The 12,010-nt window shown below is 44.6% G+C and carries 11 protein-coding genes; 8 read left to right on the forward strand and 3 right to left on the reverse strand.

Going from position 1 to position 12,010, the window contains the following annotated elements; genetic code table 11:
• Positions 1-106: 106 nt before the first annotated feature.
• Entirely contained in the window at positions 107-1,726 is a 1,620-nt protein-coding gene (gene cimA, locus PQG66_RS02455; protein WP_272034714.1) for a citramalate synthase, read from the reverse strand.
• Positions 1,727-2,351: 625 nt separating this feature from the next.
• Here cimA and PQG66_RS02460 point away from each other — a divergent pair.
• From PQG66_RS02460 to PQG66_RS02470, 3 genes are all read left to right on the forward strand, one after another.
• A complete protein-coding gene (locus PQG66_RS02460) occupies positions 2,352-3,656 on the forward strand; it encodes a DNA polymerase IV (protein ID WP_272034716.1) in 1,305 nt (434 codons plus the stop codon).
• A gap of 121 nt (positions 3,657-3,777) precedes the next feature.
• A complete protein-coding gene (locus PQG66_RS02465) occupies positions 3,778-4,020 on the forward strand; it encodes a ferredoxin (protein ID WP_111273095.1) in 243 nt (80 codons plus the stop codon).
• Between the two features lie 167 nt (positions 4,021-4,187).
• Positions 4,188-5,615 (forward strand): L,D-transpeptidase family protein, encoded by a 1,428-nt coding sequence (locus PQG66_RS02470; protein ID WP_272034721.1) that lies wholly within the window; start codon positions 4,188-4,190, stop codon positions 5,613-5,615.
• A 78-nt stretch (positions 5,616-5,693) separates the two neighbouring features.
• Here PQG66_RS02470 and PQG66_RS02475 read toward each other — a convergent pair whose 3' ends face one another.
• Positions 5,694-5,831, reverse strand: a complete 138-nt coding sequence (locus PQG66_RS02475) for a hypothetical protein (RefSeq protein ID WP_167434145.1) — start codon at positions 5,829-5,831, stop codon at positions 5,694-5,696.
• Between the two features lie 253 nt (positions 5,832-6,084).
• On the opposite strand from PQG66_RS02475, the gene PQG66_RS02480 reads away from it, so the two are divergent.
• The 3 genes from PQG66_RS02480 to PQG66_RS02490 all read left to right on the forward strand — a co-directional run bounded on the left by PQG66_RS02480 (position 6,085) and on the right by PQG66_RS02490 (position 8,609).
• Positions 6,085-7,182, forward strand: a complete 1,098-nt coding sequence (locus tag PQG66_RS02480; RefSeq protein WP_272036422.1) for a quinone-dependent dihydroorotate dehydrogenase — start codon at positions 6,085-6,087, stop codon at positions 7,180-7,182.
• 133 nt (positions 7,183-7,315) lie between these two features.
• Entirely contained in the window at positions 7,316-8,131 is an 816-nt protein-coding gene (locus tag PQG66_RS02485; protein WP_272034725.1) for a GTP pyrophosphokinase, read from the forward strand.
• A complete protein-coding gene (locus tag PQG66_RS02490; protein ID WP_272034727.1) occupies positions 8,118-8,609 on the forward strand; it encodes a DUF309 domain-containing protein in 492 nt (163 codons plus the stop codon). The genes PQG66_RS02485 and PQG66_RS02490 overlap by 14 nt, the downstream gene beginning before the upstream one ends.
• A gap of 113 nt (positions 8,610-8,722) precedes the next feature.
• Here PQG66_RS02490 and PQG66_RS02495 read toward each other — a convergent pair whose 3' ends face one another.
• Positions 8,723-9,271 (reverse strand): thioredoxin family protein, encoded by a 549-nt coding sequence (locus PQG66_RS02495; protein WP_272034729.1) that lies wholly within the window; start codon positions 9,269-9,271, stop codon positions 8,723-8,725.
• 219 nt (positions 9,272-9,490) lie between these two features.
• On the opposite strand from PQG66_RS02495, the gene PQG66_RS02500 reads away from it, so the two are divergent.
• The gene (locus PQG66_RS02500) at positions 9,491-11,236 is read left to right on the forward strand and encodes an RsmB/NOP family class I SAM-dependent RNA methyltransferase (protein WP_272034731.1); all 1,746 of its coding nucleotides are present in this window, start codon (positions 9,491-9,493) and stop codon (positions 11,234-11,236) included.
• On the forward strand, positions 11,233-11,994 hold the full coding sequence (locus tag PQG66_RS02505; protein ID WP_272034733.1) for a pseudouridine synthase: 762 nt from the start codon (positions 11,233-11,235) through the stop codon (positions 11,992-11,994). The genes PQG66_RS02500 and PQG66_RS02505 overlap by 4 nt, the downstream gene beginning before the upstream one ends.
• The last annotated feature ends 16 nt before the right edge of the window (positions 11,995-12,010 follow it).

Here is a 12,010-nt window from a genome sequence, read left to right on the forward strand (position 1 = left end):
TTGAAAGTTTACCTTTCGTATATTTTAAAAGCTTCTGCATCCAAGTGTATGGTTGCAGAAGCTTTTTTATTTTCCGGGAAATATGAAATAAGGCAAGGATCATCGATTAGTGATTAATTAGTCCTGCGGTAGGCAACGAAAGTGATTCCGGCTCATTCTGGATACTCTCCTGAAGGAGGGCATACCGGAAACTATGAACGAGTGCTTCCCAGCTGGCTTCGATGACGTTCTCGGATACACCAACGGTATTCCAGGTATTTTCAGTGTTTTTAGATTCGATTAATACACGAACTTTGGCAGCAGTAGCATCCTTCTCATCTAGCACACGTACTTTGTAGTCAGACAGGTGCATATGACCAAGAGAAGGGAAGTACTGTACAAGTGCTTTCCGAAGTGCGTTATCCAGCGCGTTGACCGGCCCGTTTCCCTCTGCTGCGGTATAGACACTTGTTCCCGCCACATTCAGTTTAACGAAAGCTTCGGATACTACAGATTTATCTGCTGTCTTCTCCACAAGCATTTTAAAGGATTCAAACGTAAACAGTTCCTTCATGTCCCCGTTGGCTTCACGAATCAACAATTCCAGTGATGCATCAGCACCCTCGAATTGGTAGCCCTGGTGCTCCAAATCTTTGATTTTCTCAATGATTTGACGTGAGTTCGCACTGCTTGGGTCGAATTCCAGCCCCAGCTCCTGAGCTTTGGAAACGATATTGCTCTGTCCAGCCAATTCGGAGACAAGTACACGCTGCTTATTGCCGACCAGTTCAGGCACGATATGCTCATATGTCCGTGAATCCCGCAAGATGGCGGATACGTGGATGCCGCCCTTGTGAGCGAATGCAGCATTGCCGACATAAGGCTGGTTAATCGGCATATTCACATTGGCAATCTCGCTGATATAACGGGCAACGTTCGTGAGTTGTTTCATAGAATCATCTGTTACACATTCATAACCGAGTTTTAGCTGTAAATTCGGGATAATGGAGGCGAGATTAGCGTTACCGCAACGCTCACCATATCCGTTCATTGTGCCTTGCACCTGGCGTGCGCCGGCTTGTACAGCGCTAAGGGTGTTTGCGACCGCCAGTTCGCAGTCATTATGTGTATGAATGCCGAGATGAGCATGAGGCAATGTCCGATGTAGTGTCGATACGATCTCATGAACTTCATGAGGCATCGTTCCGCCGTTCGTATCACACATTACAAGCCAGTCAGCGCCCGCTTCATGAGCTCTGGTTAAGACGGCTTGAGCATATTCGGGATTATTTTTAAATCCATCGAAGAAATGTTCGGCATCAAAGATCACTTCCATGCCACTTTGTTTTAAGTAAGCGATGGAATCGTAGATCATGGACAAATTTTCTTCGAGCGTAGTTTGCAAGGCAGTATGCACATGGAAGTCCCATGATTTACCTACGAGCGTAGCTGCCTGTGCCCCAGATTCAATGATTCGCTTCAGATTAGCATCCTCACTGGCAACGCTATTTTTACGACGTGTGCTACCAAATGCAACGACCTTGGCATTTAGATTCAATTCTTGGACTCTTTTGAAAAATTCTATGTCCTTGGTATTGCTGCCGGGAATTCCGCCTTCAATATAATGAGCACCGAGGTCATCCAGTTTTTTGGCAATTTTGAGTTTATCATCTGCCGATAAGCTGACACCCTCTCCTTGCGTGCCGTCGCGTAGAGTCGTATCGAAGATGGAAATGGCCTTTGACATGAGGATCCTCCTTTAAGGGAAAGCGATTTTTATAAATTTTGATGGAGTGGTTAAAAACATAAGAACATTGATGAACAATCCTATGATGTAGCAACGCTACACTGTGTTAAACTCTTTGAATAGATTTGTCCCAAAAACGTGAATTTGTATAATGAATTATTATAGCACCATTATGGCCAAATGCCATATTGAAATTCGCAGATGAAGGTATAGAATTTAAGTTTTGATGTAAAAAAGGCCAGAATAGGACAAGTAACTATGTTACAATAGATCTTCACCTTTTGTCGGGACTCCGTAGAATTGAGGAATGATATATATGGAAGGAGAGAATATGGATGACCTTTCTGTGGGAGAATGTTGTGATTAGCGTTTTACTTCTGGTTGGTGTGGGGATTGCAGCATTTATTTTGCTTAATATTATTAGAAAAGGCCAGAATAAAAAATAGGCTCCTTACTCCAAACAGATAACTGAATTTACATATCGGTTTTGATATAATATATAGATAAGAGCATACAGGGCTTCACATCTTTTTGAAGTCTCTGATGTACTTGAACATGATGATACACCTGTATTTAACAGGTAGAACCCTTGATTTATTTTATGCGCATAGAAAGGATGGGGGGCGTGAAGTCTTCAGACAGCAATCCTCCAACGGATGTAAGTGGGTATTATCCAGCAGCTGGCAGAGTGATTCTGCATGTGGACATGAATGCTTTCTATTGTTCCGTACATGAAGCAGAGGAGCCGGAGTTATACAGAGGAAAAGCAACCGCTGTGGCAGGAAGCAGTGAGCTTCGTAAGGGTGTAATTGTAACCTGTTCATACACGGCTCGGAGCAGAGGGATTTCAACGGGGATGGTCGTACACCAGGCAATGAAAAAATGTCCCGATCTTATTGTAATTCGCCCAGACTTTCATCTATATCGCCAATATTCCAGAGCCTTTATGCAAATAGCCTATAGCTACACGCCTCTACTGGAGGCAACCTCCATTGATGAATGTTATCTGGATATTACAGGGTCTAAACAATTCGGTACCCCTATTAAAATTGCTGAACAGATTCAGCAAAGAATCAGGGAAGAACTTGGCCTGCCATGCTCCATAGGAATTGCGCCGAACAAACTTCTCGCCAAGATGGCATCGGATCTGAAAAAGCCGAACGGTATATCCATTCTTCGAATGAGGGACGTACCTCGCGTTTTGTGGCACAGACCATGTAACGAGATGTTTGGCATTGGTAAGAAGACAGCCGAGAAACTTCAGAAGCTAGGAATTGAGACGATCGGTCAACTAGCTAAATCGGATGAAAAAATGTTGACGGATCTGTTCGGCATTAACGGCACTTGGCTTAAAAATTCCGCTAATGGTATACATCACTCTCCTGTAGTGGCGGAACGGGAAGCAAATAAATCGATCGGGCATACGACGACATTGCCGGCGGATGTCTCTGCAATGAGTGATATTCACCGAGTGTTTTTGAATATCAGTGATCAGGTAGCTCGAAGATTGCGTAAGCACGAAATGCTCTCTCAGGGCATTCAGATTACCATACGTACACCTGATATGAGAACGATCACCAGATCACGGTTGATCGAGGTGCCAACAGAGGATGCAGTGGTGATCTACCGTGAAGCTTGTAAGCTCTTTGCGAAGCACTGGGGCGAGGGTAAGCCTGTACGGATGTTGGGTATTACGCTACAGAATCTGATCCCACTAGAAGAATCAGCTGTACAGATGGACCTGTTCGAATATGAGCAGAAGCCGAAAAAAGAAAGTTTGATTCGGATTATGGATCAGCTGCGTGATAAGTTTGGTGAGAATGCAGTCGTGACGGCAGGTATGCTAGGAGATGATCCTTCCGCATTATTACGCAATCATAAGGTAAGGGGCACTTCACTCCAAAAAGACAACTTGCAAAGTTTCGACTAAATAGGGATAATATAAAGTTGTGGTTGTTGCAATATGGATTTGTAATTAATCTAACTTTGTATTAATATGTTTCTAGATAAAAACATGGTTCGTGGTGAATCCTAGGAGGAGAGATTATACAATGAGTAAGTATACTTGGGTTGAAAAAGACACATGCATCGCATGTGGCGCTTGTGGAGCAACGGCTCCAGATATCTATGATTATGATGATGAAGGCTTGGCAGAAGTTATTTTCGATGGCGATGCTAACCAAGGAATTAAGGCAATTCCTGAAGATTTGTTTGACGATATGCAGGATGCATGTGATGGTTGTCCTACAGACTCCATCAAAGTAGCGGACGAGCCATTCAATAAAGAAGGCTAAGGCGTTGTTTTTATGTTCATTAAGCACATTTTTTGTCTTAAAAGACAGAGGGTGTGCTTTTTCTGTGTGCAAATTGTTAGTACCAGGTACTGAAGTCCTATGGAAAATTTGTGTTTTATTGCCGATATACATATTTATATGCCCAAGGCGGAATAGTGAGGGATTCGATGCAAAACACTGATCTGAGGTCTTATGTCAAGAAACATCCTGACAATAAAATGGCTTGGTATTTACTTGGCAAAGAGTATCTGGGAGAGGGACAGGAAGCAAAGGCGAATTATTGTTTTCAACAGGCAGGTGAAGTATATGAAGCCTTTGAACGCAGTAAAGCCCCTGCGGATATATGGATGGATTACCAGCAGAAGCTGGTAGAGATGTCTGAGCTAAAAGAGAAAAAGAAACGAAGGCGCAAGATGTGGCTCACTCTGTTAATGCTTTTGCTGTTAGCTGGTCTACCACCTGCAGATGCCCCGGGTTCTCCTTTTGAGGCAGCCGGTGCCTTGTCCTCATCTCTGGATTCGGACGATGAAGGACCGAATGAAGCTCCTGTTCGAGATGGAAGTGAAGTAGGGAATGGTTCTATGGAACCCAGCAACGTATTCACTGCTACAGCCTTCAGCAAAGGGAAAGAAGTGGGGAATGTACTCGCTGCTGCATGGTCCGGGTCGGGGGATCGCGTGAATACAGCGGCTATTCTTGGCATGCAAATGTCAGACGATTGGGCGATTTGGAAGCGAGATATGCCTGTAAAATATATTATGCGGACCAATCCAAAAGGAAAGCTTACGGCTCAAAGTTATGATGCGAACCAATGTAACTGTAAACCGCCTGAAGTACCTTCTTCGATTAAACGGATGGTGCTTGCCTGGACAGCGAAGCAGGAGACCGCAGCGGCTCTATCGAGTGCAATCATATCGTATCGCAAACAACATCAAAAATGGCCTGCGAGTGTCACCGCTCTGGCTCAGCCGTTTCCAAATAACATCTTGGGAGAAACTTCAGCTGAAATGAGTGAAATGTTTCCACAACTGTTAGCCATGCATAAAGCCCAGGCTCAAGCCGGGAAAGGGAATTCGGGCGGAGATAAGTTAGTACAGGCCAAAAACACGCTATTCGCGGATACAATGGGTGGGGGACCCTTTTTCGAGAAATCATATGAGATTATTATTGATAAAAGCAACCATAGACTGGCGCTCATTAGCGGGAGTACAATCGTTCGGATGTATGAAGTGGGCCTTGGCGGTGAGCGGACACCTGAAGGCACATATGTGATTACGGATAAAGTAGTTAATCCGAATGGCCGTTCGGATGGGGAGTTCGGAAGTCGCGGTATGCAGCTTTCAAATACGAATTATGCCATCCATGGGACTAATGAGCCTGATAGCATCGGACTGGACGAGTCCCTTGGATGTGTGAGGATGCACAAAGCGGATGTGGAGGAATTGTTCGCTCTTGCTCCGCAAGGAACTCCGGTGCGCATCGGCAATGATCTACTGCCCGAGCTTACGGTGGTGCCAAAAGCTGAACAGCGATATAAGCATAAGCTTGTTCCTCAGCAGAACAATCCAAACAAAACCTATCACTGGTTAAATTGATTGATCTGTGATCTGATTTTATATAGCGGTTTCACGACTGGCCGAATATGTAGCTCCAATGAAGGCTATCTGAAACTTCTACATATTGGCAATAATAATCAGAGCACCAATAATAATAATTAGTCCGCCAACACTAGCTGCTGTCCAAGCGATGGCTTTACGGTTGACTTCCTCTTTTTTTTGCTGTAATGCGGGTGGTTTACGTTTCTGAGCCATATTTTCTTCCTCCTTATGGTGTCGAACGGTTTATCATAGTAACTATGCTCTCATTGTAAAGAATTTGACTCGCTATTTCCAGTAGGTGGGTTGATTTCTTATACATATATCATTGTTTTGAATTTGTTTGTCTATGCGTTAATGACTTTCTTTTTGAAGAAGAAACGGCTAGACTGGTGTGTAGAGTTTTTTTACATACAGAGGAGACGGGAATCGGCCATATGTCGTACCGGATCAGAACGGAGTGAGTGATTTGTTATACAAAAGTCTTGCTAAACCATTATTGTTCAAAATGGACCCCGAAAAGGCCCATCATCTAATCATTGGTGGTCTGAGCGGTGTGGGGAGCATCCGTCCGGTTCCATCGGGGCTACGTGTAATGTACGGTGTTCGGGAAACGCCCGATCTGGCAGTAGATATGTTTGGTTGTCATTTTCCTACCCCGGTGGGTCTTGCCGCTGGTCTGGATAAAAACGGACAGGCTGTAACCGGATTTTCTTCTATCGGATTCGGATTTATGGAAGTGGGAACGGTAACACCGCTGGCACAGACCGGCAACGATCAGCCTCGATTGTTCCGTTTACCCCCTGACGAGGCGCTGGTAAATCGAATGGGATTCAACAATCTGGGTGCAGAAGCGATGGCGAAAGAACTTGCACGTCTTCCGGAGCGACGTATTCCCGTAGCAATTAATATCGGTAAGAACAAAGTTACTCCGAATGAGGAAGCTCATCTGGATTATGCGAAATGCATTCAGGCGTTATATAATTATGCAGACTTGTTCGTAGTGAATATCAGTTCACCAAATACGCCGGATTTGCGTAATCTGCAACATGGGAATGAACTAAAAGAATTGCTTGCGGCGGTTATGAGCGAGATGAATCGTCAACAGGCTGAGGCTGGCGGGGTAGCCAAATCTGTACTTGTCAAAATTGCGCCAGACGTGAATGATCAGGAACTTGAGTATATGGTTAGTACGATTGCAGCAAGCGGGGTATCAGGCATTATTGCGACGAACACAACGATTAGCCGCGAAGGGCTCTCCCATCAGCATGCGAAGGAGACAGGCGGACTAAGCGGAAAACCACTGCGTGAACGTTCTACAGAGATTATTCGTCAGGTATACAGACAAACAGAGGGTAAGCTTCCGATTATCGGCTCGGGTGGTATTTTCACAAGTGAGGATGCTTACGAGAAAATTAAAGCTGGGGCAAGTCTAGTGGAAATCTATACTGCGTTGATTTATGAAGGGCCAGAGGTTAATCGTCGCATTCATGCTGGCTTGCGCGAATTGCTGCGTAAAGATGGATATCGTCATATTTCAGAAGCGGTTGGTGCTGACCACCGTTAAAATGCAATCGAATCCCCAGAATAGGAAACATAGAAGCGTGGAAGAGAGTTTAATGGATCGGGACTCTTCCCCCCGGTGAACATCATGTATAATGGATAAGAACAGGGGAGCTATAGAGACAGGAGGCATAACCATGGACGGTAGAGACTGGGGTACATTTTTACTTCCTTATGAACAAGCGGTAGAGGAATTGAAAGTCAAGTTCAAGACGATGAGGGCCGAATTGAAAAAACGGGAAGAATATGCCCCGATTGAATTCGTTACTGGCCGTGTCAAAAAAATCTCCAGCATTTTGGAAAAATCAAGACGTCTGAATGTAGCACTTGATGATGTGGAGACAGGCATTGAGGATATCGCGGGTATCCGGATCATGTGCCAGTTCGTAGATGATATTCGCCGGGTTGCTGAATACATCCGGGCACGTAAGGACCTGACAGTTGTAATTGAAAAAGACTATATTACCAACTTCAAAGAGAGTGGTTATCGAAGCTTTCATATGATCATTGAGTATCCTGTACAAACAGCGCTGGGGCAGAAAAAAGTGCTTGCCGAAATTCAGATTCGGACACTGGCGATGAATTTCTGGGCAACCATTGAACATTCCCTGAGCTATAAATACCGGGAGAGCTTGCCAGATGATATGAGAGCGAGATTGAAGAAAACAGCGGAAGCTGCCTTTGTTCTGGATAACGAGATGTCAGCGATTCGTCTGCAGATTCTGGAAGCGCAAAAGGCGTTTGAGGATGAATCCAATATCGTATCTAGAACACTCAGCATCATTCAACAGCTGTATTTTTATCATCTCGTGCATGAAGCGATTGAAGCGCAGAAACGATTCAATGACTGCTGGGAGCGACATGATATGGATGGACTCAAAGTGCTACTGGACGATGTGAAGGGACTTCTGAACAACGCCAGAAAGGGCGAGAATCCGGATGAACAGCTATGAACCGCTTTATGTCGATTATCTGATTTATTTTAACCGGGATCAGGACTATTTCGAATGTCATGAAGTGCTTGAAGAATTATGGTTGGAACGTGACCGTGATCCATTGTACAAAGGTTTGTTGCAGGTTGCCGTTGGATTGTATCATTACAGGAACGGTAATCTTCGTGGCGGACTCCTGATGCTGCAAAGTTCATTGGACTTATTGGCACCATATCCAGAGATCATGCTTGGAATTCAACTTGAGGCATTAAAAGAGGACGTTAGTGGTCTTGTAAGGGAGCTACAGCAAAATGAACCCGAAGCACTCGAGTATCGTGATCTGTCGATAATGATTGAGGATAAGGCGTTGGCACAAATGGTGAAGCTCAGATCAGTGGAGCTGAAGCCGAACATTCCGCAACGTCGAAGTCCAACCCGGGGACGAATCTATGAAGAGAAGATGAGAGCGCTAAGTCAGAGTCAGACGCTCAAAGAATAAGAGAACCTAAATAATCATGTAAATAAATAGGACCTACTGTCCTATGTCTTGTATACAAGACACCCCAATCATTCCAATGAGGAATCGATCGGGGTGTTTTTGGTTCGTTGAAGTTAGCTTTTAGTTGGTGTTACACTCGCTTTGTACTTTTCGAAAAACTGCTTGTACTCGTCCAGAGTGTAACCTTCGTCACTTTCTTTCTCTTTCAGTCCACCAACCATGCGATCTTTCTCCACGCCATCTTGGTAGTATACCAGTGTAGGCGTGAATTCAATATTGTAATCCGTCCAACCCTCATTAAATTCACGCAGGTTATATTGAGGGAGCTCAATGCCTTCACTATCCGCGAGTGGCATCAACTGAGGTGTAGTTGCACGACAATGTGAGCAATCAGAAGCAAAGAAATAAACAAAGAAGCTCTCTTTGTTGTTCACTTTGGTTTTCAGATCAGCCGGCAGTATGATCTGTTGATAGTTAGGATCTTTAAGCAATTCTCGTGTAGCTGGATTTAGTTTGGAAGCGGCAATACCATAAGCATTTTCGACTGAATCCATCTGTTTCTTGGATTGTTGATTAACCAAAACCAATGCAGCAAGCATGACAACTAATATACCTAGAAAGATAAGGATTGCGGCGCTTTTCTTTTTCTTCTTGGAATTCATCGTTCATCCCCCATTGTTCATATCGAAATAGCGTTGCAACAAAAATAAAGGCTGGGATAATATGCATAAACAACCGTTTTTTTGCTCAACAAACAATCTATTAGCATTATACTACATTACACGCTGTAGTGGAATAGATATGATAGGATAGGCAAGCAAAATGAAGATATGATAACATAGAGCAATATGTCATTTTAATAGGATAGGATGAGTGGAAATATGGCTGTACAGTTGCCTTTTATCTTTGCGGAGCGTATGGAACGTTTGCTTGGTGAAGAATTTGAATCTTTTATGAAATCGTATGATCAATCACCACATGCAGGACTTCGTGTAAATACACTTAAAATATCAATAGAACAATTCAAAGAGATCGTCCCGTTTGAACTGAGACCTATACCTTGGTGTGAAACCGGATTTTACGTGCCTCATGGGGTAAAGCCAGGTCTACACCCTTATTATCATGCTGGTATGTATTACATACAGGAACCAAGTGCCATGGCTCCAGTGGAAAAGTTGCAAGTGCAACCGGGAGATCGTGTGCTTGATTTGTGTGCCGCCCCTGGGGGGAAATCAACTCAGATTGCTGCCAAATTACAAGGCAAAGGTGTGCTTGTTACCAATGACATTCATGCCGAGCGTACCAAAGCACTTGCTAAAAATGTGGAACTGTACGGTGTAAGGAATGCAGTTGTGCTCAATGAGTCACCTGAACGCATTGCGGATGCGTTTCCGAACTATTTTGATAGAATTTTAATCGATGCACCTTGCTCAGGGGAAGGGATGTTCCGCAAGGATGAGGACATGGTGAAATCATGGGAACACCATTCCGTTGATAAATGTGTGATCATGCAACGCGATATTTTGGAAACGGCAGCTCGATTGTTAGCTCCAGGAGGTACGATCGTTTATTCAACGTGTACCTTTGCACCGGAAGAAAATGAAGCGATGATTGCGGAGTTTTTGAGAAAAAATGGTGACTTTGTAGTTGTGAATATTGACCATACTTCAGGTTTTGCTCCTGGACGTCCGGAATGGGTTCGGCAAATGTCCCCGTTTCAGGCAGCGGAGACAGAAGGCGTGCTGGAGCAGACAAGTGGCACGGCCAGGTTGTGGCCTCACCTCTTGGAAGGAGAAGGGCATTACGTTGCTGTGTTAAAACATGTGGAGGCATATGAAGGTGATGAGGTAAGTTCGGATAAATGGATTGATGAATTTAATAGAGAGTTAGACAAAGAACTAAAAGAACTAGATGAAGAAAGGCAAAATGAGGGCCGAATTGCGGGTGAGTCTTCGTTGATTCAAGATCTAAGTGAGGATCGTTCTTTTTTACGATCGGCTTCGCTTCCTATGACCAAAGCCGATCGTAAAAAGGAACGTTTGTTACGGCTTGAATCAAGAAAAAGTAGTGAAAGTGGCACGCGTGCCAGTAAACATGAACATAAATCAAGCAAAAAGGGAAAAGAGACTGGCGGCCGTAAGTTTGAACGAGGACAAGGACGAGGTACCAATACAGGTTCAAACGACCCATTAATGGTGTATCACCAGTTTATAAAAGAAAACTTGGAGATGACACTTGAAGGAGAGACGGTATGTTACGGAGATCGAATATATCAGTCCGCGGTTGGAGCTTCCCGTCTTAAGGGATTAAAGGTCATTCGTCCTGGATGGTTTGTCGGAACAATGAAGAATGGACGATTCGTACCATCTCATCCGCTGGCGTGTGCCTTACGTGCATCGGAGGTGCAACGAAGTGTAAATCTATCTTCTGCGGATGGAGAAGCTGTCAGATACTTGAAGGGGGAGACGTTGAACGTGATGCAAGAACGAATAACACACCAAGAGGGATCCATCCCTAAAGGATATGTTCTCGTGTGTGTGGATGGATATGCTGCTGGATGGGGAAAATGGCTGGATGGTGTGCTGAAGAATGAATATCCTGCGGGCTGGAGGTGGACATCGGTATGAGTGGGAAAGGCAAACAAACCCAGCGTTTGGACAAAATTTTAAGCCATATGGGTGTTGGTACGCGAAGTGAACTGAAGAAGATGGTTAAGCAGGGACGCATTCTTGTAGATGGCAAGGCAGTGAAGGACAGCGGGGTGCAGGTTAATCCGGAGATTAACGTTATTGAAGTAGATGGTGAGCGAATCCTATATAGGGAGAATATTTATTTAATGCTGCACAAGCCGCCGGGCGTCGTCTCTGCGACAGAGGATGCCCGGGATAAAACGGTGCTGGACCTGCTACGCAAAGAAGATCGGATCTTCCAACCATTCCCGGTGGGGCGGCTGGATAAGGATACGGAAGGGCTGCTTATTCTGACCAATGATGGTCCCCTCGCTCATGATTTGTTATCTCCTCGCAAACATGTACCTAAAACGTATGAAGCTCGGGTACTGGGGAAAGTGGATCAAGAAGACGTAAAGCGTTTTGCGATCGGCGTACATCTGGATGACGGATATGAGGCGATGCCAGCAGAGCTGACGATACTGAGATACGAGGAGACACCGGAAGGGACTGTCTCATTGATCTCGCTGATTATACATGAAGGTAAGTTCCATCAAGTTAAACGTATGTTTCAGGCCGTCGATAAACGTGTGATCTACCTGAAACGAGTAGCTATGGGAGACTTGAAACTTCCTTCTGATCTGCCGATCGGACATTACCGAGAGCTAACTGAAGATGAGCTTAATGGTTTGCGGAATTATCATACACCCGACTAAACATAGATTGGAATGA

Source organism: Paenibacillus sp. JJ-100 (assembly GCF_948329825.1).
Taxonomy (GTDB): domain Bacteria; phylum Bacillota; class Bacilli; order Paenibacillales; family Paenibacillaceae; genus Paenibacillus.

What these genes read in the sequence shown, in the direction of transcription:
- PQG66_RS02495 (WP_272034729.1), bottom strand. Translation starts at nt 9,271, where the DNA reads ATGAATTCCAAGAAGAAAAAGAAAAGCGCCGCAATCCTTATCTTTCTA.
- PQG66_RS02490 (WP_272034727.1), top strand. Translation starts at nt 8,118, where the DNA reads ATGAACAGCTATGAACCGCTTTATGTCGATTATCTGATTTATTTTAAC.
- PQG66_RS02465 (WP_111273095.1), top strand. Translation starts at nt 3,778, where the DNA reads ATGAGTAAGTATACTTGGGTTGAAAAAGACACATGCATCGCATGTGGC.
- PQG66_RS02500 (WP_272034731.1), top strand. Translation starts at nt 9,491, where the DNA reads ATGGCTGTACAGTTGCCTTTTATCTTTGCGGAGCGTATGGAACGTTTG.
- PQG66_RS02485 (WP_272034725.1), top strand. Translation starts at nt 7,316, where the DNA reads ATGGACGGTAGAGACTGGGGTACATTTTTACTTCCTTATGAACAAGCG.
- PQG66_RS02475 (WP_167434145.1), bottom strand. Translation starts at nt 5,831, where the DNA reads ATGGCTCAGAAACGTAAACCACCCGCATTACAGCAAAAAAAAGAGGAA.
- PQG66_RS02505 (WP_272034733.1), top strand. Translation starts at nt 11,233, where the DNA reads ATGAGTGGGAAAGGCAAACAAACCCAGCGTTTGGACAAAATTTTAAGC.
- cimA (WP_272034714.1), bottom strand. Translation starts at nt 1,726, where the DNA reads ATGTCAAAGGCCATTTCCATCTTCGATACGACTCTACGCGACGGCACG.
- PQG66_RS02470 (WP_272034721.1), top strand. Translation starts at nt 4,188, where the DNA reads ATGCAAAACACTGATCTGAGGTCTTATGTCAAGAAACATCCTGACAAT.